Annotated in this window: 22 protein-coding genes and 1 pseudogene; 4 read left to right on the plus strand and 19 right to left on the minus strand. The window is 46.8% G+C overall.

Annotated elements, in window-relative coordinates:
- Positions 1–17: 17 nt before the first annotated feature.
- The 3 genes from MKY87_RS14440 to MKY87_RS14450 form a co-directional block, all read right to left on the minus strand.
- Complete coding sequence (locus tag MKY87_RS14440) at positions 18–464, minus strand: DUF1641 domain-containing protein (RefSeq protein WP_017691658.1); 447 nt, start codon at positions 462–464, stop codon at positions 18–20.
- Positions 465–1,146: 682 nt separating this feature from the next.
- Positions 1,147–2,844 carry an RNA polymerase sigma factor gene (locus MKY87_RS14445; protein ID WP_340965138.1) on the minus strand — a complete coding sequence of 566 codons (1,698 nt, stop codon included), beginning with the start codon at positions 2,842–2,844 and terminating at the stop codon, positions 1,147–1,149.
- Between the two features lie 37 nt (positions 2,845–2,881).
- The gene (locus MKY87_RS14450; RefSeq protein ID WP_051447001.1) at positions 2,882–3,814 is read right to left on the minus strand and encodes a hypothetical protein; all 933 of its coding nucleotides are present in this window, start codon (positions 3,812–3,814) and stop codon (positions 2,882–2,884) included.
- A 190-nt stretch (positions 3,815–4,004) separates the two neighbouring features.
- Between MKY87_RS14450 and MKY87_RS14455 the strand changes: the two genes are divergently transcribed.
- Positions 4,005–4,181, plus strand: coding sequence for a CsbD family protein (locus MKY87_RS14455; RefSeq protein WP_074092719.1), 177 nt, complete (start codon positions 4,005–4,007; stop codon positions 4,179–4,181).
- 166 nt (positions 4,182–4,347) lie between these two features.
- On the opposite strand, the gene MKY87_RS14460 is transcribed toward MKY87_RS14455, so the two are convergent.
- Positions 4,348–5,349 (minus strand): NAD-dependent epimerase/dehydratase family protein, encoded by a 1,002-nt coding sequence (locus MKY87_RS14460; protein WP_206105799.1) that lies wholly within the window; start codon positions 5,347–5,349, stop codon positions 4,348–4,350.
- 152 nt (positions 5,350–5,501) lie between these two features.
- Between MKY87_RS14460 and MKY87_RS14465 the strand changes: the two genes are divergently transcribed.
- Positions 5,502–6,020, plus strand: coding sequence for a cupin domain-containing protein (locus tag MKY87_RS14465; RefSeq protein ID WP_340965142.1), 519 nt, complete (start codon positions 5,502–5,504; stop codon positions 6,018–6,020).
- Between the two features lie 273 nt (positions 6,021–6,293).
- On the opposite strand, the gene MKY87_RS14470 is transcribed toward MKY87_RS14465, so the two are convergent.
- The 13 genes and pseudogenes from MKY87_RS14470 to MKY87_RS14530 all read right to left on the minus strand — a co-directional run bounded on the left by MKY87_RS14470 (position 6,294) and on the right by MKY87_RS14530 (position 21,924).
- Positions 6,294–7,373 carry a DUF1835 domain-containing protein gene (locus MKY87_RS14470; protein WP_340965144.1) on the minus strand — a complete coding sequence of 360 codons (1,080 nt, stop codon included), beginning with the start codon at positions 7,371–7,373 and terminating at the stop codon, positions 6,294–6,296.
- Positions 7,374–7,399: 26 nt separating this feature from the next.
- Positions 7,400–8,746 carry a DJ-1/PfpI family protein gene (locus MKY87_RS14475; RefSeq protein WP_340965147.1) on the minus strand — a complete coding sequence of 449 codons (1,347 nt, stop codon included), beginning with the start codon at positions 8,744–8,746 and terminating at the stop codon, positions 7,400–7,402.
- Positions 8,747–8,943: 197 nt separating this feature from the next.
- Positions 8,944–9,627 (minus strand): response regulator transcription factor, encoded by a 684-nt coding sequence (locus MKY87_RS14480; protein WP_340965150.1) that lies wholly within the window; start codon positions 9,625–9,627, stop codon positions 8,944–8,946.
- Positions 9,620–11,068, minus strand: a complete 1,449-nt coding sequence (locus tag MKY87_RS14485) for a sensor histidine kinase (protein WP_340965152.1) — start codon at positions 11,066–11,068, stop codon at positions 9,620–9,622. The genes MKY87_RS14480 and MKY87_RS14485 overlap by 8 nt, the downstream gene beginning before the upstream one ends.
- Before the next feature lie 41 nt (positions 11,069–11,109).
- Positions 11,110–11,745 (minus strand): TVP38/TMEM64 family protein, encoded by a 636-nt coding sequence (locus MKY87_RS14490; RefSeq protein WP_340965154.1) that lies wholly within the window; start codon positions 11,743–11,745, stop codon positions 11,110–11,112.
- Positions 11,746–12,038: 293 nt separating this feature from the next.
- Positions 12,039–12,482: pseudogene (locus MKY87_RS14495) on the minus strand (HNH endonuclease); the annotation flags it as partial.
- Between the two features lie 815 nt (positions 12,483–13,297).
- The gene (locus MKY87_RS14500; RefSeq protein WP_340965156.1) at positions 13,298–13,540 is read right to left on the minus strand and encodes a hypothetical protein; all 243 of its coding nucleotides are present in this window, start codon (positions 13,538–13,540) and stop codon (positions 13,298–13,300) included.
- Positions 13,541–13,729: 189 nt separating this feature from the next.
- Positions 13,730–13,879 carry a hypothetical protein gene (locus tag MKY87_RS14505; RefSeq protein ID WP_340965159.1) on the minus strand — a complete coding sequence of 50 codons (150 nt, stop codon included), beginning with the start codon at positions 13,877–13,879 and terminating at the stop codon, positions 13,730–13,732.
- Between the two features lie 186 nt (positions 13,880–14,065).
- Entirely contained in the window at positions 14,066–15,241 is a 1,176-nt protein-coding gene (locus MKY87_RS14510) for an acyltransferase (protein WP_221819908.1), read from the minus strand.
- Positions 15,242–15,522: 281 nt separating this feature from the next.
- The gene (locus MKY87_RS14515; protein WP_338589239.1) at positions 15,523–16,869 is read right to left on the minus strand and encodes a cryptochrome/photolyase family protein; all 1,347 of its coding nucleotides are present in this window, start codon (positions 16,867–16,869) and stop codon (positions 15,523–15,525) included.
- 27 nt (positions 16,870–16,896) lie between these two features.
- On the minus strand, positions 16,897–18,060 hold the full coding sequence (locus tag MKY87_RS14520; protein WP_339787942.1) for a response regulator: 1,164 nt from the start codon (positions 18,058–18,060) through the stop codon (positions 16,897–16,899).
- 99 nt (positions 18,061–18,159) lie between these two features.
- Positions 18,160–21,255 carry an ATP-binding protein gene (locus tag MKY87_RS14525; RefSeq protein ID WP_340965162.1) on the minus strand — a complete coding sequence of 1,032 codons (3,096 nt, stop codon included), beginning with the start codon at positions 21,253–21,255 and terminating at the stop codon, positions 18,160–18,162.
- Positions 21,256–21,495: 240 nt separating this feature from the next.
- Positions 21,496–21,924, minus strand: a complete 429-nt coding sequence (locus MKY87_RS14530) for an SRPBCC family protein (RefSeq protein ID WP_340965164.1) — start codon at positions 21,922–21,924, stop codon at positions 21,496–21,498.
- Between the two features lie 226 nt (positions 21,925–22,150).
- Here MKY87_RS14530 and MKY87_RS14535 point away from each other — a divergent pair, with 226 nt between their 5' ends.
- Positions 22,151–22,918, plus strand: coding sequence for a class I SAM-dependent methyltransferase (locus tag MKY87_RS14535; protein ID WP_340965167.1), 768 nt, complete (start codon positions 22,151–22,153; stop codon positions 22,916–22,918).
- 270 nt (positions 22,919–23,188) lie between these two features.
- Here the strand turns inward: MKY87_RS14535 and MKY87_RS14540 are convergent, their stop codons facing one another.
- Together MKY87_RS14540 and MKY87_RS14545 are read right to left on the minus strand one after the other, a co-directional pair.
- Positions 23,189–24,223: an NADH:flavin oxidoreductase/NADH oxidase gene (locus MKY87_RS14540; protein ID WP_340965170.1), complete on the minus strand. Its 1,035-nt coding sequence runs from the start codon at positions 24,221–24,223 to the stop codon at positions 23,189–23,191.
- A 48-nt stretch (positions 24,224–24,271) separates the two neighbouring features.
- The gene (locus tag MKY87_RS14545; RefSeq protein ID WP_017691642.1) at positions 24,272–24,463 is read right to left on the minus strand and encodes a tautomerase family protein; all 192 of its coding nucleotides are present in this window, start codon (positions 24,461–24,463) and stop codon (positions 24,272–24,274) included.
- A gap of 488 nt (positions 24,464–24,951) precedes the next feature.
- Between MKY87_RS14545 and pepT the strand changes: the two genes are divergently transcribed.
- Complete coding sequence (gene pepT / locus MKY87_RS14550; RefSeq protein ID WP_036671635.1) at positions 24,952–26,190, plus strand: peptidase T; 1,239 nt, start codon at positions 24,952–24,954, stop codon at positions 26,188–26,190.
- Positions 26,191–26,322 lie beyond the last annotated feature (132 nt).

Raw genomic sequence — 26,322 nt, forward strand, 5'->3', positions numbered from 1 at the left:
CTCCGTTCTTCTAAGTCTTAACGTTTCGGTTGTTGACGCTCGTTCAAGATGCTCAAGAAAGATTGAGCAAAACGAAGCGATTGTTGTACGTTTGGATCTTTAAGCATTTTCAGCATAGCGAACAAGCCAACTGAAGTTTGCTCTGTTTGCGCACGGTCATTGGCTTCGATAGCAGCAGAAGCTACACCTTTAGCTTTGTCTACAACAGGCTTAGCGAACTCGCCCATTGCGCTCATTGTGTCGCTGATCAGAACTTTGTCTGTTGCTACACTTTGTGCAAAGTCATAAGCTTTTGTCATAGCAGTAACCATTTCAGCCAATTTAGGCAGGTTCTCCACCAGAACGGTTAAAGACTCCTGTACCTCAGGCTTCATCAGTTGATCCAGAACGTCCAAGGACTGGCGCTCGGAAACGTTGGCACCTTCTGTAACTGGCACCTCTTGTTGAGTAGGCGATTGTGACATAAGAGAAAGTCCTCCTTTACTTTGGGATAGAAGTCCGCGACTTTCATGATGCCTGTCAAGCAGAGCCGAACCACAAAATACATCGAATACATCTAAATGTACCAAATTTCACACAATAGGATGAGCGTAGCTCATGGCCACTCCCATATCATGCATTGTATCTTGGATCTATTGCGGACAACATGTGTTGACGCACAAAACGACAAGCAGGCCGAAACCGAACTCTATACCCTTATATTACACCTCTTACACATGAACATGAAAAAGAAATTTTTTACACTTGTGAAGATATTGTGAACATTGTAGCAAAATCGATTTTTTTGTCAAGCATTGCGGTCGGATTAAAATCGATTATTCTCCTGTCCCAGATCCGTCATACTACCACATGTGGTATGAAGACAAGATCCCATATGACCATATGTGCGATATGTACACAAGGAAGGATTTTTTCAACTGAATGATTCAGGAATTGTTTTCCAAAATCATGAATTTCATGCAACGAAATTGGTCACTGTCGTTATTATGCAGCTAGGGGTACAGCCTTATTCCTGAAATGACATCATTTCTTGTTCAAGTATGAACCTATTCTGGCATGAAAGCAAAAAAGACACCAAGAAGGCCTGACGAATCGTCATACCTCCTGATATTTTGCTTTACTATACGCCCGATTGAATCATTCAGGTCATCCCATAACTATTCCTGGGGAATGCTGAGCCATTCCTTCAAGCAACGCTTTTATTACAACGACGGCGGCTCGCTCCAATTCCTCCACTTCCAGAAGTATCGAGATAGCCTGATCGGCATGAAGCTTCTCATCAGGCAGTCCTCCTTCTGGAAAAGGAAATAGTTCCGCGAGTGTATTTAACTTTTGGGACATGTTTCGATATAACTCTTCTGCCTGAAGACAGAATGGAATCAAGCTGGAATAACAGGCAGTCGACGCCCACTGTAGAGAAAGTTCTTTGAAAAACTCACTTGCATAACGTCTTGCATCCCACAAAACCGCAATGTTATAGGCGTGACCGTTCGGTTCTACCCGTCTATATTCTAGGGCTTCTCTCCAAACTGCATAGACAGCAAGACCACTGACAGTGTTCGGCAAGGTATAAGGGTCCTCCCCACGATAATGAGCCAAAACAGCTGTTAGTGCCGCGTGCAAGTTCATTTCTCGTATCATGCCATCTGATTCCGCTGCCAGCACAAATACTTCCTGATTCACACCCCGGCCTACATGATCATAGGGAATTGTTCCTGATTTAATGAAATCGGTACCGTATAGGGTCCGGGCTGCGTCATCATAGCCATAGATCAACCCGAATTCGGGAATATTCAGGTCCCACACAACGGCCGGAATTCCCCGATGAATGGAGTAACGTATCAAGGAAAGGGCCTGAACAAGTCTTGGATTAAGCAACCTTTTCCCCTTCGCTTTCTCCTCTAGCATCGAAGGATCGACCAGATTGGCATTAAGTCCCGCTTCGCTCGCCAAAGCCTCAACCGCATGGGAACGATAACCCATATGTTGCAATCCTCTTGTAAGCACCTCTTTGAAGTTATAGGCGGTAGGTCCAGCAATATGTATGTCCTGAGGCAGGATGGTCAGACGAAAAGAAAGTCCACTCATCCCCATAACCATGGGAAGAGACGGAGATGGACCGATATAACCTAACATCTCGTGAATGGATGCTGCTGCCGAGTTCCAGGTTTGGGGAGCCCGAAACGAAAGGGGCTCCTCCAGAGTCACTCGATTTTGCCCAAGTGAATTCCACTCTGCCAGCATTTCTTCTACAGATAAATGAATATGAAACTGAGACACTTTTTTACGTGAACGGGACAGAATTTGATACACATTGGCAATTGTCAGGTTGAATTTGTAGGCCATTTCTTGCGGTGACAGCTGCTCCATCCAATATGATGTGAAGACCTGTTGTTCTCTTTCATTCAGACAACCCAACAGTCTGTGGAGATTGTTCCTCATTTCCTGCTGAGCAACAGCTTGATACGGATCATAGTCTGTCTCGAACGAAGAAAAATGTTGTTCCCGCTGCTGCTTTTGGCGCTGCATATGTGAGTACGCCTGATTACGTATAATACGCTGCATCCAGGCCATAAAACGCTCAGCATTCTGAAGCTGTCCCATATGAATGAACGCACGAATAAGCCCATCCTGTAAAATGTCTTCTGCGAGATAAGAATCATACGTAAGTGCTCGCACATAACGAAACAATTGCCCACGGTGACGGTGAATCAAATCTCCAAAAGCCTCTGTATCCCCCGTTTGGGCTCGTTGGATAAGCGTTATATCCGGCTCATTTTGCCGATCCTCTAATATCTCATCTTCCCCTGGCCTGATATGTCGATTATTAGTTAATCCATCCATGTATATCTCCCTTCCTTATAACGCCGCTCCACTTTCATTACTCCATCTTCAAAATAGAAGCTTCGATCATGGCTTCCGTCTCCGCGAGTGCCACCATGATTGTCGCAGCAGCCTCCCAGTTCCGAGAGACAAGACGGGATTGGCATTCCCCGAATTGGCGGGATTGTGCGTATTTCAAAGCAGATAGATCAGGATGGATTGTTTTAAAAAACAAACCATAATCATGGGCACGACGCGCGCCTACTGGCAGAGCAAAATACACATAATGAGCCCACTCATTATCATCGATTGCTCCAGCACGAACCTGTTCCGCCTTATGCAGAATGGCTGAAGCTCCGGTTCGTCCTTCCTGTGCAGCAATATCATGGGTCTGTTCTGTAAGGGTTGATTTGAACCAAGTAAAAGCCCGACGGTTAATCTCCTCCAGATCAGGATGTTCAATGCGTTCAGGACTCCACCATCGTCGATACACACCGCTACTCCATGGGAATTCAGACTTCCATGCTTCCTCAAGTTTATCCAGTGTCAGGAAGACATTGGGGAATCCGGCTGGGTCATGCAGGCATATTTCATCGCCCTCCATGCTCAACGCCACTACATAATGATCGCAACCACCCAGGTTGGGAGAGTTGGGATTGTAGACGAGTTTGCCCATATCCAGCGGACCCATCATGACAGGACCCTGCTTCAAAGCCTCTCTTAGCTCATCTACAGGCATCTCTGTACCCCGTGCTTGCACACTTTCGCGCACACTAAATCCCAGAATGCTCATCGCCTTGCTGATGGCCAGATCAGGACTAGATGTACAGTCATCAAAAAACAGAAGGTCTTCCTGCGTGCGGAAAGCTCCCAGGGAAAAGCCACCTATAGCTTCAAGGACACTCGGGTCAACCTTTTCTCCGATGGACGACAGCAGCATTGAAGCTGAATTGGCGTAACAATACGCACCATTGCCAATATAATTGCTCATATCATAACATCCTCTCATTCCTTTAATGAAGCACGCGACTATGCAATGCCTATACTTATACTGACTCTCCATACAGTTCATTTCTGACAGAATATCCAGAACAATTTCTGCCTGCATCACAATAGCAACGTTTAGAATAAGGACATCCCGGTTAATAAGGACTACACCAGAAACGAAGGAGATGTTCGATATGAGTAATTCAACTGGCGATAAAATCAAAGCAGGCGTAAATAAAGCCAAAGGCGAAGTGAAGGATCAGATCGGTAATGCAACCAACAACAGATCCCTTCAGGCTGAGGGTAAAAAAGACAAAGCCAAAGGTGCTGTACAGGATAAAATTGCCGACATTAAAAAAGATCATCACTAGATCCTTTTAATGTGAAGGTCCAACAGCACGATGATTTCGTGCAATAGATTATTTTAAAATAGCCTGACCGTCCGTGTTCGGAAGCTATCCGAAAATGAGACGGAGGCGCAAAAAAGCCAAGGAAGGTGTTACTCAATACACCCTTCCCTGGCTTTTTTTGTGCGTTCTATACTGCTGGAACTGCGTATCTTGCCATATCGATAATGAAACTGCGCGTTTCCCTTGTTGTATGGTATTCACGACTGAACTGTCTGACCCATTCGGGATGTTCCCGGTACCAACGGAAGGTTCTTTCCAATCCTTTTTCCAAAGTGGTTTGAGGTAACCACCCCAATTCCGCTCGCAATCTCCCTGAATGTACGACCAGACTGGACCCCCTGGACTGGGTTGGTTCTTGCTCCCGGATCTCTACAGCAGCTATAGATCGATCCATCGGTTTCAACAATTCCCCGATTTCCTGCATGGTTGTTCCAAGCCCTGTCGATATGTTATAGACCTGTCCATCTTTGCCTTTCAGCATGATCTGTTCAATGGCACGGAGGGCATCATCTACATACAAGAAATCACGTACTGCCGATCCCTGGATATCAAGAGGCAGTCCATCCAGCATTCGACCGAAGTTTCGGGGAATAATACGGTCTGGCAATTGCCATGGACCATAGAGGTTGGTCAAACGAAAGAGTTTGACTGGAAGCTGGTAACATTGAGCGTAGGAGTGAGCAAGCATTTCACACGCGACTTTGGATGCGGAATAAGGTGAGACAGGTGCATACGGATCTGATTCGTGATAGACTCTGCCCCAATCACCGCCATACACTTCAACGGATGAAGCCAGCAAGACTGGAATGTGATGTTCGGTCGCATATTGCAGAATAGCCTGTGTGCTGAGTGTATTATTGCGGAAAACTTCTCCTGGCTGATGATACGAATAATCCACGTGTGGCATGGCTGCCAGATGAATAATGTAATCTGTTCCTGGAGGCAGATGAATCCGGTCCGATGCAAGGTCACAACAGATGAACGGCATCTCATGCAGAGGAGAAATGTGAACAAGCCTCTGACAATAATCATCCCGATCCAGAAGGGTAATTTGATGCCCCTTTTGCGCCAAATACTGCGAAAGATTAAATCCCACAAATCCAGAAGCCCCTGTAATCACAATGTTCACACACGATTCCCCCTTGCGATTTATACAACGAGTGCATTGAAGAGAGTATATGTACTGAGTATAACCTTAAAATGATACATTTTGTATCATTTTACAATTGTTTTTTGTTCGTCTTTGAGTTTATAGGGTAATTTATAGTGAGGTGATGTGAGATGAATGAACGGAAAAAGGACATAGAGACGTTATTCCTTCAGGATGACGGTGTAATTCCCAATCATCCGACCCTGCCTGTGCTTCTGTATAAGAATGTATGGGCTGAAGAGGCTCTTCATGCAGAATCGTTGCTGAACCGTAATGGATGGGGAAATAGCTGGTTGAATGGTGTGTTCAATTATCATCATTATCATAGTAATGCTCATGAGGCTCTTGCTGTGGTGAGTGGATTCGTGGAACTGATTTTAGGCGGAGAAAATGGACAGAAAGTTTACCTTCAGACAGGCGACGTTGTCGTGCTTCCCGCTGGAACAGGGCATAAACGTCTGGAGTCCAGCACGGATTTTCGTATTGCCGGTGCTTATCCGGGCGGCATGAGTTACAACACACGCACAGGTGAGGAAGACGATCGTGCCAAGGCTCTTCAGGAAATTCGAAAGGTTTCGATCCCGGATACCGATCCCGTCTATGGGCAGCACGGACCGCTACTAGAAATCTGGAATGGGAAGAAATCTTAATACAATGATGATCATAAAGACGAATGTTATTGGACAATGCACAAGCGAAACTGGTTCAGTAATCAAGGATGAAAAATAGACTGTTCCCCGGACAAGTAGGAGTTACTCATCGGGAACAGTCTATTTAAGTGTTAAATCTGAACAGCTGGTAACAGAGATACTTCGTGATCATATTCCTGTCTGTGCAAGGAACTGCTCAAATCTTCCATCTTATTTCAAACTTGGAAATCTCGTCGCTTGTTTTCTATCTGTGCGTTTCAGCCTTAGTCCCTTTCAGCGCTCAGCAAGCCGAACACTGTAATACCTCATTGCAAGTGGCTTTCCATCCATCTCAAGTTGGCCTTGCAGCACCAGTTGTCGTAGACGGTACTCCACGAACGCATCATTTATATGCTGGCTACTTGTACCAATCACTTCACCCACAATACGAGCTGCTCGGATATACTTGCCTGGCTCCCAGTTCGGTGTCAGTTCCCTCACCTTCTGCATAATGTACTCGTCCAACGCATCTTCAGTTAAGCTCTGAATCACGCCATTCTCCATCATACGTAATAGCCCAGGCTGTACCGAAAGTTCCAGCCAATCCTGTTCCAGTTGGCGGCGCTCTTGCTTGGACAACGGCTCTTGCTCAGAGCAAACGTGCCACATCGCCAGAAGCTTTTCCGGAAGGATCTCGCCTGTGTGGAGCACATCGTATTGAACGTCAGGTCTATCAAATAATTGCTTATATAAGCCACTCGTTTCGATAAGATATATGGGGCTCTCGCTGTTCCGCAATAGATACATGGCGTAGATCAGTCCCGTCTTCTCCCGTGCATTATTCGCATACCAGATAATGATCGACGTCTTGGAATCAAAGGACTGTATTGTGGCGTTGAACTCAAATAATGATTCCAGTTCATGCAAGGCATATGCCTCGCGGTCGTTGAGACACATTCGTTCGGTCAGCCAGAGATGCCTGCGTTGCAAAGCTGCACGATGGGTCAGATCACCTAACGGACCCACAGCATAATCATCATCCATGGAGAAAAAACTCCGTTTTTCCTGATCAGGTAATGTACTCATCCCCATTTTCAGACTACTTAGAGGTGAATCTCCAAACGTGATATGAATTTCATTTGGCTTGTCTACCTCACCCAAAGCCTGTTGCTCCAGCTGCCCCAGATTCAAAGGTGTATCCAGATCCCGAAACAGGGATTGCATGGTGTCCGCAAAATCCACTTTTTCGCCTTGCTTTTCCTGCCGTTTGACCACGAGTGCTGATTTCATATAGAGCACACGCAGCAATGAGCGAAGTTCATTCTCATTCAGACGATTTAACATTCGGCTGAATGCATAGATATCGTTAATCACACTAATCCTCCTTCGAGCTGAATAACTCAGTTTGTTTTAGATTTGAACAATCGGAATATAAACATCACAAGTAATAATGACAACAGTCCGATAAGCATAGGTTTAAAAATGTTGCCTAGGGATACAGGGCTTCCTGTCAAATGCATGTCTTCACCCCTGTACTCCAAGCGTCTGGCAGCATATTTCGCCGTCAGAACATCCGTGTGTTTCGCCAAGTCCTCCAGGATCGGCTCCAAAACATAACGATTTGGGGCATCGGCATTCAGATAAACCAGTTCAGTATTTTCGCTTTTCTTATTCCAATGTTCGATAACGGTGCTGGCTAATCCTTTCACTTGCCCCCCTGCCAACAGCATTCGGTTCACTTCGGGCGCACTTGCAACATCGTACTCAGAGAAGAGATAGAGATGATGTTTCGTTAGAATCGGCTCATACGAATCAGCAATCGTGATCAAACGAGTCGTTCCGGTCGCTGGATAAGTATCAAATACCGTTATTAAGGAAAGCTCATCCATTCCTGGATACAGAAGCACACCTGTTTCTTCCTTCTTTTTAAAGGCATAGTTTAAATAGACATAGGTATCACTTAGCTGCATTTTATATTGTTCCATTTCAGGGTTGCCAACGAAATGATAGGTTGGATAGTGGATGCTCGCAGCCAGATTCTTCGCCGTGTCTTCACCAGCAAATTTGCTAATTACATAAAACGATGCATCTATACCAGAGCTGAGACCAGATGAGTTAACGATATGACCCGAATCCACATATCTCATTCCGCGAACCCAGTTCACCTCAGGATATTTTTTTTCGACCCCATTAATATCACCCCAGTGAGTTGTTGCAGATAAACCGTCCAAAAGACCTGTGCTCGCCAAATTTTCTGCTCCATTGCAGATGGACAATATGATTGTTTTCTCGCTTGAATGCTTTAATAGATAATCCCGTACCGCTTGATCTCCCTTGTCTGAGCCTGGAGGGATAAACGGAATGATAATCACATCCGGTTCCTTCTTCAGCATCTCATCAAGCTCTGCATAAGAATAATGAGGCATAACTTTAAGCCCGCCCGTTAGGGTAGTTGGCTGTTTATCAGGGGCTATGGCATACACATTAAAAGCCTCTGAGGCTACAAACAATTGGTATGGAGCCATAAAGTCGATAGCCTCGGTTTTCTCAGCACCCAGCATGACAGCCACCGTTGGTTTTTGAGCATCATATGCAGGAGGCTCTGCATTTCTAGCGATCTGTTCCGCTGACGACTGTACGGTAAATTGGCCAGCCCTTGGCAAGCTGCTAATATTGACTAACCCCACCACAACAGGTGGAAGAATAAAGGCCAAGAAATACACAACTATACGTACCATCTTCTTCATGTCTAACGACTCCTTTTCCATTCCCATTGGAAAATTTCTATACTCCCAATTCTAAATGCGCCATATTATCCAGCATTAAAGAAGGTATTTTCAAAACATAAACATAGTTTAAATTTTGATAAACTTACTGATTGAAAAATAAAAAAAAGACTCCCAGCTCGTTTCGCTGAAAGTCTTGTTGAGACATTTAACATCTGTCAGGGCTTGGCTCGATATCCCGCTCCCCAGATGGTCTCTATGTATTGTGGATTGGAGCTATCAGCCTCAATTTTCTCTCGTAATTTTCGAATATGTACCGCAACGGTGTTATGATCCCCCAGCAACTCAGAGCCCCATATCCGGTCAAACAATTGCTCTTTGCTATACACCCGGTTTGGATTGGCTACCAAAAAGGCCAGAAGATCAAATTCCTTTGTCGTAAACTGGACTTCTGTTTCATTCACGAACACTCTTCTCGCTGTTTTATTAATCCGCAGACCCCCGAGGCTTATTTCCTCATGTTGCTGCTTACCTAGAAAACGCTCATATCGAGAAAGATGTGCCTTCACTCTGGCTACCATTTCGCTGGGACTAAACGGTTTCGTAATATAGTCGTCAGCGCCCAGACCCAATCCACGAATTTTATCAATGTCCTCCGTTTTGGAGGAGACCAGAATAATCGGTATCTCTTTTTCACTGCGAATCTTTCGGCAAATCTCGAATCCGTCTACTTTGGGAAGCATGACATCCAGAATAACTAAGTCATAAAGCTCATTCAAGGCACGGGTTAACCCCTTATCGCCACTGTACTCCACATCGACTTGATACCCGTTTATCTCCAAATAGTCACGCTCCAGTTCGGCAATGCTCTTCTCATCTTCTATAATCAAGATTCTACTCATGTGGCATCACCATCCTCAGCCTGATCCATATCCTTGTGCCAACCCCAGCTTCACTGGCAGCCTGAACTTCGCCGCCATGTTCTTCAATGATCTGTTTGACGATTGCCAAACCTAATCCACTACCACCCGTCTCTGAGTTTCTCGACAGATCGGAACGATAAAATCGTTCAAATATATGAGGAAGCTCATCCTCTCGCATTCCCTGTCCGTTATCTTCGATCTGCAAATGAACCCATTCGCCTTCATCTTGTAAACGGATTTGAACGATTCCCTGCTCTTTATCCATATATTTCGCAGCATTATCCAGAATATTGCTGATGGCTCGTTTGAGCTTTTCGCGGTCCGCCTTAATCAAAACAGGCTCACTCGTAGACAGCTCGAGTGTAAGGTTAATCCCTTTTTCCTTCAGGACAAATTGCATCTCTTCGGTACAATCTTCGAGAAATTTGTTAATGTTCACCTTTTCAAAATAAAACGGTAGTTTCCCCATATCCAGCTTCGATAACATAAACAATTCATCGATTAACTTGTCCATGTCTTTTGTTTTGGCATAGATTGTCCGGATGTATCGATCCATCTTATCCGGGTTATCCGCAACACCGTCCAGAATGCCCTCAACATAACCTTTAATACTGGCAATCGGCGTTTTTAAGTCATGCGATATGTTAGAGACCAGTTCCTTCCGATTCTCCTCATACTGCAGTTGAACTGCCTTGGAATGCTTCAGTTGTGCTCTCATCTCTTCGAAGGCTTGAAATAGTCCGCCGATTTCATCTTTTTGAAAATGTACAGTCGAATCAAGATCACCCTCTTTGATCTGATCGACAGCACGTCGCAATTTTTGTAGCGGGGTAACTGTGCTGCGAAATACAAAATAGGTAAGTACACCGTTGGTGAGGAAGATGATAGCTATCAATAGTAGGAGGGAAATCACTAAATATTTTCCCAGATATTCAGACAAAGGCCCTATATCGGTCACGATATATAGATGGCCTTCGCTCAGATCTTTGTATTGAAATGTATAGTTATTCGAGATATAAAAATAATCAACAAAGCTACCGGGCATTTCAATGGAATCAAATGCTTTTGCAACCTCTGTTTGATCCAAGGAAGGCGATGCATATACCAATTGATTGTTTTTTTGCAAAACGATGCTCATGTTAATTGGATTAAGCTGGCTTTCCCAACTATCGAGCAAAGAGGGATTAAGCAGTTGATCCGGATCGGTAGAGGCCTGCAACTTCATATCAGTGAAGACCTCTTTTTGCTCGGTCATAATGACCTTAAAAGGATTTTTGTTATCGCTAAAATCAAGATGATAGCGACCTATAAAATCACCAACAAAGGCATTTAATATTAGGTATAACGTAATCGCCAAAAGAATCAAGGGTAGGAAAGACATCAGAATATAAGATAACAATAAACGAGCACGAATCGACATGACATCCCTCTATATCATTGAATTTATCAAACCATAAATATTTAAGAGGAAATCGATTTTCCAGAGGGTTGATTCAGATCATGTAGATCTTCTCCATCTGACGATGAACGGGTAAAGTGTCGCTCCAGTTTGCGGCTTGCCCACAGGGATACCGCGATGAACAGTAATACGCCTACCCAGCGTACAGGGTGCTCCAGAAATTGTTCCACATTGGAACCGATGTACGTAACAGAGAAAATCATGATCGCTTTACCACAGCCCACTGCAAGCAGGAAGGATAACAATCGCATTCGCGCGATACCTGCCGCCACATTAATAATGACGAATGGACCTACCGGGAAGATACTCAGCAGAAAAACATAACTGAATGCATTCCTTCGAATCCATACCATGCTGCGTTGCACACGAGGTTTGCGTGCCCATCGCTCTACAAAGGCGGATTTCCCAATCTCCCGCACAATCAGGAACGTAACGGTACAACCGAGCACCATGCCGATCCATGAATATAAAAATCCTGCCCACAGACCATATACCGCACCGTTCACGCCTACAATTAATAGCGTTGGAAGCGGCGGCACAAATGATTTCATAAACGTAAGCAAAATTCCCGGTAACGGGCCAAGGGAGCGAAACTTCTCCAGCCAGAAACGAATATTTTCTTCCGTAATATATGACATAATGTCCAATGCTGCCGGGGTCATCTGCATCCATCCAATCTATACAGTCTAAGTTCTCAGGCTTGATGTTCACTATACATTTCATCATTCATATGGATGATGAAGCTTCTTTAGCAACTCCCTCCCAGTATAACGTACATCTTCGATGAACACCGTTGTCAATTTGAAGAAATTATTGCACAGTGAACTGACTCTCCACCGGAATCAAAATTAAATACAAAAAAGCACACCTCGACCTCTTGTGGTCTTGGTGTGCTCTTCATATCGGAACCCCGATCCTTCTTTGGGGGTATTTATCCTTCTTCCAACTGCGCTTCCTGCATTGCCAGTTCAATCAGTTCTGCCTGATGTGCAGCATTCCATTCGGGAATACCGGAACGCATGAACTCTTCGGCATCCATCGCCGCTTTGGACTGGTTGCACAGATTACAAGCGCAGACACAGTTGAGCGGGGTGGTGTGTCCACCTTTGGCACGTGGCAGCAGATGATCAATCGTATCTCCATACGATCCACAGAAGTAACAGGTGTAGTGATCCCGGGTCAGAATATACCGCTTGAAATCCTTGTTGCTGAACAATCGGCGAATTGTGTACCGATTGACCACCACAGCGGCTTTTTCCTTCACCAGCGTGACCGCAAGCTCCATGTCCACTTCCTGATGCCAGCGTCTGCCCTTGTCGGTCTTGCCTCGCATCCGTACCATGCCTTGCCGGTTGGTCCGGAGCGAAGCCGGATCTTCCGGGTCGATGGCTACCGGGGCCGACGGCGTCTGGCGGCGGGGGCGGCCATCCGTGCCAGCCCCGTGGCTACGGCTGGCATGCGCGGGTCGCTGCCCGGATGCAACGCGGGCAGCGTCTTCGCCGTTCGCCTTGGGCGCACGCTCCTTGCGCGCCTGGCGCGGCTTGGACCCTGGCGAGCCAGGCTGGCGCACGGGCGGCGGAGGCCCTGCCTCCGCAGCAGCCCCCGGCGCTTGCCCGGGCTCGCGCCTGGTGGCGGCAGGCTGTGCCTCCGCCGCCGTAGGTGCAGCGACCGTGGTGGCATCGCCACGGTCGCTCAGGGCCGGCGCATGGGCCTCAGCAGCTACGCTGCGGGCCTGCCCTGCGCCGGGCGCGAGCGCGCCAGCACGCTTGCGGCGCCGCTTGCGCTTGCGTTTGGCTGCGGTCGGTTGATCCGCAGCCATGGGCTCTGCTGCCGGGCCTTGCGACTCAGCCGGCAGCAGAACTTGGTGGGCCGCCGCAGCTTGCTCGGCGGCCTGCATAGCAGCGGCTGCTCGCGCGCCAGCCCGCTGTGCAGTGCCCTTATCATTCGCAGCAGCATGCCCCTCCTGCGAATGCCCTTCTTCCCCATGCCAGCGCTCACCTGGCTGTGGCTTATCTCCTACCTCACCCGCCAAACCATCCTGCTCCAGACTCGTCTCTCTCAGCTCATTGCCCGTTATGCTCTCTGAACGCTTGCTCTTCCTCCGTCTTCTCCTCTTCTTCCGAATACCCGAAGAAGAGGGTGAGGAAGTCACCAAGTCAGCATGTTCATCGTCATTCAAAGATGACGATTCTACTGACGGTTGAGACACCAGACTTCTGTCAGACTCAGACACCTTAGCAGTTCCCTGCTCCATAACATGAGAGGTACGACCTGACTCATTTCTTGCAGTTGCAGAGGGTCTGGCAGTAACCTCACGTGTATCCAAGCCATCCCGTTGACGTCCGATCCGTTCATTCGTTTGCCCGCCCACGCTTGAACCTGCATCGTGGTCAGCCTGTCCACCGAGTTGGCGACAGCTGCGGCAGGCTCCACGCCTGGCTCCGGGACCTGCCCGCTTTCCGGTTCTGCGCCGGAATTCGGACATCGGCCGCTGTTGTCCGCAATACATACACGTTTTGCTCAGTCGCGCTTCTTGTTCCGTCTTTCCTTGCCGGAAAGGGGCTGGACCCGTCTCCATGTTGTCACCTCGGTTCCGTATGAATCCGGTTTCTTTCTATTGTATCACATCTGCTCGCGAACACCCTCATGGCCAAAAGCCTGATAATCTTTCGAATTGTACTCCTGAGTCTGTTCACTGCATTCGTGAAGAATGTGTTCCACATATTCCAATATATCCTGCATCGGTCTCCCGCATTTTTCGCATGTTGTCATTATATTCACCTTAATCCTGTTATCCATAATGTATTATCGTTCCGCCTTATGATTACCCCTCATACATGAAAAAGAAACACTCGTTCCCCATATCACACATATCTTTATAGACAAAAAAAACCGCTCCCTGCTCTCCCCTAAGGTCGACCAAGAAACGGTTTATTATTCCTGTGTTGGAAAACTATCTTAACGAACGTCCAGTTGTCCCGAGTTCTGTTGTGGGACCAGACGTGGTTTGGGTTTCGGCAGATTGCCAAAGATGACCCATGCATATGGAACAAACCTTGCCGTCAATCCAACGACGATCCACGAAGCGATTAGAGCTACACCGAATCCTCCGGCATACCACAGATGCACTAACCAGGAAACACCTGTTTGCGGTGGAAATTCACGATACACCAGCAGGAAGAAGGGATGGATCAGATAGATGCCAAAGGACAATGCCCCAAGCCGATTCAGCGGCTTGACGATGAGTGAAGGCCCTTTGCGATAGAGCAGATAGGCAATCTGGATAAGCACCAGGGCACAAGCAAAGGTATGCACATTCCAGAAGAATTCATACCACAGTGTGTTATAGGTTGCGATCTTCAGACGCAGCAGGTAATAGATATACACATGGCCAAGCCCGGCAATGATCCATACCGCCCAGAGCAGAATCCATGAAGCTACGCGTCCTTTGGTTGCATTGGCCCGACTGATGACAAACCATTGCTTGATTTTAGGGAAATATACCCCGATAAAAGCACCCAGCATGAAATAGGAGAAGTATGAGAACGCCCAGCTTCCCTTGTTGGGTACCTGGAATCCATATTTATTACTTACGATAAATGCCCATTGAATCAATAATCCAATCGGTACAGACCATTTGACCACGGAAGGATACTTCTTGAGCAGCCATAACACCAATGGGAATAACAGATAAAATTGCATGTTAATAAACACAAAGTAAAGATGCGTATAGGCCTTACCTGTAAACAATTTCGTGATGAAACTTACTGCCGATTCGCCGAAAGGTCGGCCCTGATAATGCGTGAAATGCAGCAAAACAAAATACATCAATGAAAACAGGAAGTACGGAAGCAAAATATACACAAATCTTTTCTTGTAAAAGTTACTCACGAGTTTCTTATCCAGCGGACGGGAATAATAGTTATAGAACAGTACGAAACTGCTCATAAAAATAAAGGTTGGCGTACCATATTTCATAAAGATATTAATAAAGTTGTACAGCCAGTAGTAGCCTGAGCCCGTCATGTCCACCGTCGCATAAGACGTGGAATGCACGCACAGTACGCCGATAATTGCCATGGCACGCACCAGATTCAGCTCTGGAATTCGCTCTCTTTTCAGTGTTTCACTCATGTTTACGTTTCTCCTTAATGTGTTCGTCAATATGTCAGATATGACTTAATACAATAAAGCTCTCTATCTATTAAAAGCCATAATGCTTAAGATGGATAGTCCATTTTCTTAACAATTCCTAAATTTTCAACACATTTCACACTATTTTCATGTCTATATATGTAAAAAAGACCGCGAGTACGCGGTCTGTGGGACATCCTGCTCTCAACCAAATGAATATTGGATCAACCGGATGAATATGGTGAATTTGGGTTTGGGCATGAATCCACCCCTGACTGAGTCTACTTCCCACGACTCGCCAGAATCTGTTTATACACGTCAATTGCCGCCTGTCTGGATGCCTTCAGATCAACAATGGCATCCTTGCGCGGCTGATGGATATCCTTGCTATGCAGATCCTTCAAATCTGGCAACCACTTTCGAATGTAGTCTCCTTGAGGATCGTACTTCTCCGATTGCGTTACCGGATTGTTCACCCGAAAATATGGAGCTGCGTTCTCACCAAGCGAGGCGCACCACAGCCAGTTACCTCGGTTCTGAATGTTATCATAGTCACTCAGCTTGCGCCTGAAATAAGCTTCACCCAAGGTGAATGGGCATTGCAGGTTTTTGGTGAGAAACATCGCCGTGAGAATCCGCAGCCGGTTTGGCATATGTCCGGTTTCATTCAGTTCCGTCATCGCTGCATCAATAATCGGAATGCCAGTCTCCGCCTTGCACCACCGTTCAAAGTGATCATCATGGAGAGCCGAGAGATCGTACACCTTTTCATATGTAAAATAGTGACTCTCATAGACGGCTCGATACAGATAGAAGTCGCGGAAACACAACTGCCTGATCCATTCCCCAGCCTCAGCCGTGCGACTCGCCGCATCATACATTTTGCGAATGGATACAGCTCCCACAGCTACGTAAGAACTGAGATGACTCGGCTCGTACGCCTCATATTCATCCCGATGATCACCATATTCAGCAATTCGATCTGACAAAAATTGATCCAACAGCAGATGCGGGTCCTCGTCATTCGAACCACTGCCCTCCAGCAACTCCGGAGGTACCTGCATTGCATCCGGCCATTCAATCTGACGATCACTCACCTTCAACTCTGCAACCGTTGTTGCCGAAGGAAGGTTGGGATGTTCATTCATGAATTCCACCCACCGCCGATGAAAAGCCGCAAATACCTTATAAGGCTCCGACTTGCCTGTAAAATTGGCAAATCCATTCAGATCCATCAGCAGATGATCCGTCAGTTGTGTGAACGTAACCTCGCGTGCCTCACTGACTTTGCGTATGGCCCTATCCCGCTCGATTGCATATGGCGTCATATCCCGATGGACCACAATCTCGTTAATCTCACCTTTGAATTCGTTCAAGATGAATTCAACCACTTCAGCTGGATTGCCATAAGCAACATGCAGTTTTCGTTTGGCTTCAAGATAACGTCTGCCTAATTCCGCTGCATGCTGCCTGAAATTCACACCGCTGTGTTCCTTCTCTCGGCCTTGCCGCAGGAGAAATGCATCGTAGATGAGAACATGCACACTCTCTTCTTGGTGTTCCCGCAAATAATCGAATGCAGCCAGATCATCCGTACGCAAGTCTTTGCGGTGTATGAATAACTTCATGCCTCACCCTCCTGTCTGCACTTACGTTTATTTGTCCGTCAGGTTCTGATATAACCTGCTTGTTTCGGGCTCGGGCTGATACCCCAGATCCTCATTTAATGTCAATGTAAATGAATGATATAAACGAAGTATGCCTTGCTGATCATCCATGGATGCATACACTTCCATCATGAGTCGGCAGATCTCTTCCGAATAAGGCTCCCGTTCCTGCAATATCGTTAATTGCTCAATCGCTTCCTTGCCACGACCATGCTCCATGTCCCATCTCGCAATATCCATAACCAGCCCTGTGTACTTCCGTCTCAGTTCCCTTGCTTTGGCCTGTGCCCAGTGATAATCATGCTCTTCCAAATAATCGGCACGATAAAGCGGAATCATATGCCTCAAGTCATCAACATTGTCTGATGTGATGACGTTGTAGACCATGGATTTTTCGAATTGATCCACATCACTTACCAGATTGCCTGATAACAGGCGATAACGGTTCATATTGTACTCCAGCTTGCCTGTCATGTTCCATTCCTTAAACAGCTTTCGAATCTGGTACACGGAAGTATGTAGATGGGTTAATCCCTTTTCCTGGGAAACATCACCCCACAGCTTATCCAGCAGAATCTCCTTGCTTACCCATTCTTCCCTGTGATGAAACAAAAAAGCAAACAATTCCTGTGATTTGGTTGTGCGCCACTTATGTTTCTTGGCACCCTGATCCAAGCTTCTGTAGATATCCAGATGTTTGAACGTAAGCAGCCCCGGAACTTCAGTATCCAACTCCACAGATACATTTGCCGATTCCTGTATCTCGGCGGTGGCTGCAACTTGGGAAGTATGCGACATTATGCCCGCAATTCGATCAATGGTTTTGGTCAATCGGGCGGAGCTTACCGGTTTCAGTACATAATCCAGTGCATGCAGCTCGAATGCTTCCACTGCATGGTCCGCATAAGCCGTAACAAAGATGATACGAATACTCTGATCCAATTGCTGTATATATTCAGCCGCTTCCAGGCCATTCATCTCCGGCATTCCAATGTCCAAAAATACAACATCTACACGTTCGTTTGCCAGAAAATGCAGACCATCACGAGCTGTTGAAAAACATTGCACGGGTGTAATTCGTCCGTCCGCTCGTAGTAGTCGCTCCAGATGAAGCTGCGCTGGCCTCTCATCATCGATCACAATGGCTCTCACCGTTATTTCAGCCTCCTGCCATGAAAGATTCAATAGGAATACCGATTTTATCGGCATCCGCTTATTAGTCTGTTAACCATAATTGCTTAACTCGGCACATTAATTGGAATAATCCACCTTTTGCACAGGGATACGGAATCGGATCTGCGTGCCTTTACCCACATGGCTATGAATCTCGAGTCCCTGACCATAGAGAGACATCATGCGACGGTTTATATTTTGCAGCCCGACACCTCCTGGACCTTCGGTGCGCCCTGACATGACCTGAGCCATACGCTCAGGAGGGATACCTACACCATCATCCTGAACCTGAACGACCACATGCTCGCTCTCTTTGAAAATTCTAAGCTGAACTGTCCCGCCGGCTGCCCTCTCCATCACGCCGTGGCGAATGGCATTCTCCACAAGTGGCTGAATACTGAGAGGTGGCAGATATAGATGCACGTCCGATTCCACCTCATACTCAACCACCAGTCTTTCCTCAAATCTCGCCTGTTCCAGATGCACATAAGACTCCACCAATTCCAGCTCTTTGGTCAAAGGAACAAGCTGCTCCCTGTTCTGGAAGTCAAAACTTCCACGCAGGTAATGACTCAATTCAATCAGCAGATCGGTTGCTTTGTCCGGATTCACTGCACAGGTCGCGATAATCACATTGAGTGCATTATATAGAAAATGCGGCTTGATTTGCGCCTGCAAAAAGGCCATTTCGGTCCGAATAGCCTCCTGCACAGAACTCCGCATCTCAATTAACGTCCGAACTCTGGCGCGCAATTCGCCGGCATCCACCGGTTTGCTCAGGAAGTCATTGGCTCCCGCCTGGAATCCGTGCTTGATATCCTCTGGCAACCCGCGAGCGGTCAGCATCAGAATCGGTAACTCTGACAGGGAACTGTGCTCACGCAGTTTGCGACATAACTCAAGTCCGGACATTTTGGGCATCATCCAGTCCGTTATGACAAGATCAATCGACGGGAATTCTTCACGAAGTTTCAATGCGGTGGACCCGCTATCTGCTGCGATAACCCGATATCGTTCCGTCGATAAAAGGTTAAGCAATACCTGTCGATTCACGGGGTCATCGTCCACAATCAAAATCGTATGCTCAGCTTCCGTAAGTTCATCCAGCTCATCTGACTCTCTTGTCACAAGCTCCTTCGTCCCTGCCCCCTGTGCAGCAACATATCGGGCGGCAGCTGGTTTCGAATGAGATTGCAGCAGCGGCAACTTCATAACAGGCAGGGTGAAATGAAAGGTCGAACCTTGCCCCGGCTCCGATTCAACCCAGATCTCACCACCGCCAAGCTCAACGAGTTTTCGCGTAATACTGAGACCCAGTCCGGTTCCATTATTCAATCGCTCGATCGTGCCGTTACTCTGCTCATACGCCTGGAAGATATCCTCCTGTTTGTCCAAGGCAATGCCTACCCCTGTATCAGCAACCGATACCTTCACCCAATCCCCTTCAACACTAGCGTACAATCGAATCTCACCCTGCTCAGTGTACTTATAGGCGTTACCCAGCAAGTTATACAGAACTTGTCTTAGGCGATCTTCGTCTGCCTCCACAAGTGGCAACGACTGGGGCCATTGCTGAATCAATATAACTGGCTTATCCTCAAACGTGAAACCCGAGACTTCAACCACAGTACGAGCAACGGATTCCAGATCAACAGGTACCCGTTTCAACTCGATCTCACTATTTTTTAATTTGGAAAAATCCAAAATATCGTTAACCAGCAGTGAAAGGCGCTTTCCGGTTGAAGTAATCATGGACAGATTTTTGGCTTGCTTGGGCGTGACTGCTCCGGCCGCCCCTTCCAGCATGGATTGCGCAATATTAATGATGCCATGCAGGGGAGTTCGCAGCTCATGAGACGTGTTAGCCATGAACTCGTCCTTCAGGCTGTCGATGGCAAGCAAACGCTCAGACAGGGCTTCCACGTCTCGGAATGATTGTGCAAAGCGGATTGCGGTCACAATCATCTGGGCAAATACAAATAATAAAAGTTCAATCAGCGCAAAGAACGCTGTGTCTAGGGTAGTGAACGCACCAAGGGTGTGCAACACAACAACCATGAGTATGCTCATCATGCTCACCAGTGCAAAGTGGCTATCATTCGGCCGTCCTTTCAACCAATAAAACATGGCTCTCAGCGTATAGAACATGACAACAAGGGAGATCAGTAACATGGGAAGCTCAAGAGACGAGAAAAGCGTGGGAGGGAGCGTAAGACCCACAATGGTCTGGGTAACGATCAACACTACAGCCAGACGAACAAACCACTGATGAACTGCTCCTGGCACACGGGCGTCCATATACCGAAGCAAAAAGTAATAGGCAAAGGCTGAACTAAGGAGCTGAATCCGAAGCATCTCATTATTGGTCAGGAACGGTACAAACGTCCCCAGTAACTTCTCCCCATGTGTCAGAGCGTATATCGCACCAGAAAGGCTGAATAATCCGAGAAAACGAAGCTCCTTCTCCGTACGTCGTAATCTGAATAGTAGTAGGAAAAAGGCGGCTGGCAAGATAAAACCAAATAAGGCCATCAGATCCTTGAGCCAATCTTGTTGCTGGCTTTTCAGAATGCTATGCTCGTCTCCAAACAAAATGGGCGCTACAATGCCCCCGGAAGAATAACTATAGTTCGATACCTGAATGATAATGTCAGCCGTGTTGCCCTCAATGGACGTGAATCCCGTAAAGGGCAGATTTAATTGTATATCTGTCGCCTTGGTCTTTCCTGGCAGGCCTTTGCCGCCAATCTCTTTACCATCAATAAATACCCGGTGGGCCATGCGTATATTCTGTGTGCGTATACCATAATCATTTTTCATCGTCCGGGGTGTAAGCTGGACTTGCAGGTGATAAGTTCCATACCCATGCGCTTGCCCCAGAGATTTGTTCCATCGGGCAGGAACCTGAGTACCAGACGAAGCCGGCAATGGCTTGCGACCGGATACACTTGCTTCAATATCTGCCGGACTCAGCAGCTGCCCAGGGTAGAAATCCCAGACACCCTTTAGAGACGCTGCACCCTTGCGATCAAAGTCCCATTGGGTCAGGTCAATTTTTCCATCTGTGGCCTGAGGGTTACTCTGCTCGCTAATTAACGTCTGGGCGATCCAACCCAGTGGAACAATGACAATACATATGAAGCTTATGGTCAGCATAATCCAGTGTTTTCTCATCTATGTATTCCTTCCATCCACAATGGCGAGAGACGTCTAATTTTGTCGATTTATCACTATAATTCATGTTACACGTTTCTGGTGCTCACGGAAATAGTTTCCGTCTCATAATCGGTCAACTTCCTTGTAATTTTAAGGATCTCTATCTGTTTTCGCCAGCTCCTGGTACACCAAGAAACCCCAGGCCGAATTTCACAGGAATGAACGGGCGAAATGGCCTGGGGTTGATTGAATGAAGATTTATTTAACAACTTGAGCAAGCTTCTGAACGATTCCGGCCCATCCCTGTTCCATACGTTCCCGCACTATGGCGTGGGCCTGTCCAAACTCGGTCAGTTTATCCGCATCCCAACCGCTGTGAATCAGTGTGAAATCCGTACCTTCCATCTGCTCATTCAGTTGGAACGTCAACGTCCAGTCCTTACCCCAGCGGAATGACAGCTTCTGCAGCGGAAGAACTTCCGTCACCTGACAGGGTGATTGGCCGAAGGGGCCTGCTTCCAATATAAACTCGTGACCTTCCACGGGTTCCAGATTGCCTGGCATGAACCAGGTTTTCAGTCCCTGCTCGGTCGAGACCATTTCCCACACCTTCTCTACAGGTGCATGAAGCACCAGTTCCTGCCGGATATCTGGCAGTGCACTTGATGAACTTAATGATGAATCCATTCGACTCACCTCCTTATACATTTCATTTCGTATACTACCCGAATAGAAGTTGACCTCCGCTTTATCCCCACCCTATAATTGGAACATATTCCATAAAAGGTGCGTGATTCCTATGATAGTCTGCTCTGAAAAATCCAATTCCAACCGTTGTCGGAAGGGATAATCCTGCTCATTCCCCTTCCACGTTTTCATTTTAATACATTTACATGTGGGGGATACCTATACCATGTCATTAAGTTATTACGGTCCATTATGCACCGCCGTTTATGATCTAACGAAACCTGCGGGACACTCCTTGGGAGGAGACATTGAATTCTATCTCCATTATCTTCAGCGCTGCAAAGGACGTATCCTTGAAGCCATGTCGGGATCAGGCCGAGTGCTCATTCCTTTGCTTGAAGCAGGCTTGAAGGTGGATGGAATTGATTATTCAATGGATATGATCAACTCTTGCCGTTCTCGTTGCACCGAGCGGGCATTGCCCATGCCTGAGCTGTTTGTTGCCGATCTGGAGAAGCTTGACCTTCCATATCGATACGAGGCAATTATCATTCCCGGTGGTTCTCTGCTCCTCATCCAAGACAGACAGGCGTCGATTAACGCATTACGTAATCTATTTCAGCATTTAGAACCTGGCGGCAGGCTCGTGTTTGATCTTTTTCTACCCGATGTGACACAACCCTCTTCTGTAGAAACATCAACCGTTTCATTACCCGATGGTGATACGATCACGGTAGAAGTGAAAACCATTGAAGTAAACCTTCTTCAACAGTACAAAGTGAGTCTGATCCGCTACGAACAATGGCATCAGGGTGCTCTTGTTGCTACGGAGCTGCAACAGCTTACCTTGCGCTGGTACGGCATAGAAGAGTTACGCCTAATTCTCGAACACATTGGTTTCTCTGATATTAAAGTATACGCCGACTTTAACCCGAATCAGCCACCTACACAGTCCAATCAAAAATTCGTATACGAAGCAACTCGAAGAGCGTAATCATCCGTAATTGAGTGTACTTTCTTCTCATCATACAGATAAGGCCACAGCATAAGGTTTAACCCATGCTGTGGCCTTTTTTTACTATATAAAATTTGCAATAACATTTACACGAAAACGAAGAGGACAGAAATAACTTGAAGAAGCGGAGCGTTCGCCTTTATCCTCCAGATTTTCACCTTTGAAAAAGTGAATCAAAAAAATCTTGGGATAACAGCGATCGGAAAGTTATTCTGTCATCGGAATGGCAAGTGTAAATGTTATTGCAAGTTAGTATCCACGAGAATATTGCTCTGCAATGGCGGCTTGATCCTTGCTGACACCCAGTTCCAGAGCGGCATGGTTCGCCCAGTACGGATCACGTAGCATGCCTCTGCCAACGGCAACCAGATCCGCATCACCGTTGCCAATCACCGCCTGAGCCAATGCTGCATCCTCCAGCATACCCACTGCGATTACAGGAACGTTCAGTTCTTCACGGAAGCGACGGGCAAATGGCACTTGATACCCCGGATAGTTCCCCGGTTTCCGCTGTCCCGAAGGTCCTTCGCCACCTGAACTGATATGGAACATGTCCACGCCTGCATCTTGGTAGGCACGAGCGATATTGATCGTGTGGTCGATGTCGTATCCACCATCCGCGTATTCTACAGCCGAAATCCGCAAAATCAGCGGCATATCTGCTGGCATTTCTTTTTTCACCGCCCGAATGACTTCAACGCCAAAACGGGACAGATCCTGCCCATATACATCTTCACGATAATTCATCAGCGGAGAATGGAACTGGTGGATCAGGTATCCATGTGCGCCGTGCAGCTCAATGGTATCCACTCCAGCCTGTACTGCGCGGCGAACACCGTCTGCGAACTTCTGCACCATGGCTTCTACCTCTTCTGTACTTAACGCACGCGGTTCCTTGTACTTTTCTCCCGGGAATGTAACTACCGATGGGGCAACCGGCTGCGGTGCATCCTCTGCTTTTCGTCCGGCGTGTGCGATCTGAATAGCTACTTTGGAGCCGTAGGCATGAATTCCGTCTACAAGTTTGGTGAAGGCAGGCACATGCTCATCTGACCATATACCCAAGTCATTATCGGTAATACGTCCATCCGGATCTACATCGGTCATCTCGATTACAATCAGTCCTGTTCCTCCAACCGCACGGCTCACATAGTGAACCTGATGCCAATCGTTCGGAATGCCATCCTTCGCAGTGACAGAATATTGGCACATCGGTGCCATGACGACACGGTTATTTAATTGCAGGCTCTTGAATTGATAAGGGGAAAATAATTGTTCAGTCATTGATGTTGCATCTCCTGTTCCATGATCATGATATATATGAAGCCTTACTTATTTGTCTAAGTCCGAAAACAGTTTTCCGTTCTTGCCGTAATTGTCCTTCTCCAAATCCTCAATGAAGATAAAGACTTTGCTCGGATCAACATCCAATGTCTCACAAGCCACCTGAGTCATACGTTCAATCAACTGACGTTTCTGCTCGACCGACTTGCCTTCCAGTACCTTAACCGTGATAAATGGCATGTCTTGAACACATCCTTTCTTCATCATTTATTATGAACCTCGGTTATAGAAATACAAGTACGTACATTTTTGTGACCTAGTACCCTTTTTGATACCTAATCATCCTCACATTTCGGTTCTGCCCCATTCTGGAAATGACTGCAAAACATGATATGATAACCGTAGAGAACCACAATAATTACTATACCCAATTTACATAAGTTGTGACTAACGGTTACACGATAACGGAGAGGGCAGAAATAACCTGTAGAAGCGGAGCTAAAAGCTTTCTGCAAGAAAGCTACTTCGAAAGCATACACTTCGCCTAAAAGCTTTCTGAAAGAAAGCTGCATCGAAAGCATACGCTATCCTCAGATTTTCACCTTTGTAAAAGTGGATCAAAAAATCTGGGGATAACAGCGATCAGAAGGTTATTCTGGCCTCGTAGTGGATCAGTGTAAAACAAGTAGCTCAACTTATATACTACTCAAGCTAGGGAGAGATTATAGATGAAAGATATATTAATTCAAAGACTGAGCACTTACGTTCAGATGGATACCCAATCCGATGAAAATAGTGAGACATGCCCTTCCACACCCGGCCAACTGGCCTTGGGCAAACTGCTCGTTGAAGAGTGTACCTCCATTGGTCTGCAAGATGTGACGATGGATGAGAACGGTTATGTCATGGCTACACTGCCATCCAATACCGACAAGGATGTTCCCGTAATCGGTTTCCTGGCTCACCTCGATACAGCGACCGACTTTACTGGCAAAAATGTCAAACCACAGGTTATCGATAACTATGACGGTGCTGACATTGTGCTGAACTCGGAGCTAGACGTAGTACTGTCCAACAAGGATTTCCCGGAGCTGCATGAGTATAAAGGCCACACCCTGATCACAACCGATGGTACAACATTGCTTGGTGCAGACAATAAGGCAGGCATTGCTGAGATCATGACCGCGATGGCCTATCTGATTGAACACCCGGAAGTGAAACACGGTAAGATTCGGGTTGCTTTTACCCCGGATGAAGAGATTGGCCGTGGACCGCACAAGTTCGATGTAGCTGCTTTTGGAGCCAAATATGCGTACACGGTTGATGGTGGACCGCTTGGCGAGCTGGAATACGAGAGCTTTAACGCAGCTGCCGCCAAAATTACAGTACGAGGCACCAATGTGCATCCCGGAACAGCGAAGGATAAAATGGTGAACTCTCTGAAAATTGCAATGGAATTGAATCGACGCCTGCCTGTGGAGGAAGCTCCTGAATTCACGGACGGTTACGATGGTTTCTATCATCTGTTGTCTTTGGAGGGTGACGTTGAGCTGACGAAAATGAGCTATATCATCCGTGATTTCGACCGGGAGAAGTTTGAAGAGCGCAAAACAAATCTGCTCCATATCGCAAACGAACTGAAGACCAAGTATGGAGAGAAAAGCATCACAGTTGAATTGAATGACCAGTACTATAACATGCGCGAGAAAATTGAACCCGTACGCCAGATCGTCGACATTGCCCATGAAGCCATGACCCGACTGGATATCGAACCTGTGATTCGCCCCATCCGGGGAGGAACAGATGGTTCCCAGCTATCCTATATGGGCATGCCAACACCAAATATCTTCACTGGCGGTGAAAACTACCATGGCAAATTCGAATATGTATCGGTAGACAATATGGTGAAGGCAACCCGTGTCATTGTAGAGATCGCTCAATTGTTCGAGCAACGCGGAGATATCTAATTCACCTAAAGTACAGAGCAAAAAGAGCACCCCTTGGTATATTCGGGAGGGTGCTCTTTGTTATGCCATATTGTATTTTATTGTGTCGCATCATGTCGCATAGATATGTAGGCTTGGTCTTTATTTTAAAAT

It is taken from the genome of Paenibacillus sp. FSL R7-0198, assembly GCF_038000415.1.
GTDB lineage: Bacteria > Bacillota > Bacilli > Paenibacillales > Paenibacillaceae > Paenibacillus.